Raw genomic sequence first — 1335 nt, forward strand, 5'->3', positions numbered from 1 at the left:
AACAGTTCTCTCAAAAGTCATGCACCGTGTTTTCGGCTTGACCCTTTTTTACAGCATTCAGGTTTATTAAGGTAATTTTGCACAGTGTTTCCCGAAACACCCCCTTCCGGGATAATCCGGGACAGCATAATTCACATTTTATTAACCCATAACTTTTCCTGTAACAATGAAAACCTTCAAGTTTCTGATCCTTATGCTCGTGGCGGCATGCGGCCTTACCTCGTGTGACGACCTGCTCAAGGACGACGAGCCCAACTTCAACGACTATTACGCAATGACCATCACCGGATGCGAGCGTGTGGGCAGTGTGCTGATCGTTGACTTTACCGTGAAAAACATCTCAAAGAAAGACGAACAGAACTTCAACCTCAGCTCCCTGAAAACCTACGACAACCTGGGCAACAGCTATACCTGGGTGGATAATGGGGAAACTTACGTGGCTTTCGGAGAGGGCGACTACAGCAACAACCGGACAACTTCCATCCGCAGCGGCGAAACCATCAGAGGTTCTTTCAAGATCACAAACTTCGACCCGACCAACTCCGCCACACGCATTGAGTTAGCCTTCAACTGCAAATCGCCGGTACACGGATTCAGTGGAGGCGTCAGCAGCAAGAATATCCCTGTGACTGACCACCGCGTGATGTCAAACGGCATACAGACTAACGACCGCCGGCTGGACTATACCATGCGCCAGATATCATACGACGAGAACGGCAACTGCATCGTGGCATTCTCCCTGAAGAACAATACGGGCAAGGAACTGAAAAATCTCAAATTGGGGAGCTGCAGAACACTGGACAACTTCGGCAATTACTACGACTACTGGAGCACCGGGATTTCCTTCGATGGCGAGAATTTCAGCCGTGACAAAACGACCAACGTTCCTGTAGATGGCACAATCGACATTTTCATAAAGATTGATGATTTCGATGAAAACGCCTACGCCTTGAACGCCAGCATAGGAATAGAGTCTTCAAACGTGGTTTTCAACGACAACACCATCCGGCTGCTCAACATCAGCCTGAATTAATTCCGGCTCCCTTTCCATAACCGGAATGATATGTTGCAAAACGGAAAAGCATCGCGTCCTATCGGAAGGAAACGCGATGCTTTCTTTTTGAAATCGTCTTGATGAGACTACTCGGGTTGCAGACATCCGCTCTGCATCATTAACGAAAATCCCTACTATAAAATTATGACCGGCAACCTTTGAGAAAGATTGCCGGCCATGAAACGATATGTATAATATGCCTTTCCGCCTCAAGAGGACATCAGGCGGCTTACTTACAGCGTGTTCAGGAGTTTCTGCGCATCCCTCACCATGTTTTCCAC

Annotated in this window: 2 protein-coding genes; one reads left to right on the forward strand and one right to left on the reverse strand. The window is 47.9% G+C overall.

Going from position 1 to position 1335, the window contains the following annotated elements; all coding sequences use genetic code 11:
* The first annotated feature begins 166 nt into the window (after positions 1–166).
* On the forward strand, positions 167–1033 hold the full coding sequence (locus C5S62_RS00065) for a hypothetical protein (RefSeq protein ID WP_133159428.1): 867 nt from the start codon (positions 167–169) through the stop codon (positions 1031–1033).
* On the opposite strand, the gene C5S62_RS13690 is transcribed toward C5S62_RS00065, so the two are convergent.
* Positions 977–1335: hypothetical protein (locus C5S62_RS13690; protein WP_223301070.1), on the reverse strand; the 359-nt coding region annotated here is incomplete at its 5' end. The genes C5S62_RS00065 and C5S62_RS13690 overlap by 57 nt on opposite strands.

Source organism: Prevotella sp. MGM2 (assembly GCF_002933955.1).
Taxonomy (GTDB): Bacteria; Bacteroidota; Bacteroidia; order Bacteroidales; family Bacteroidaceae; genus Alloprevotella.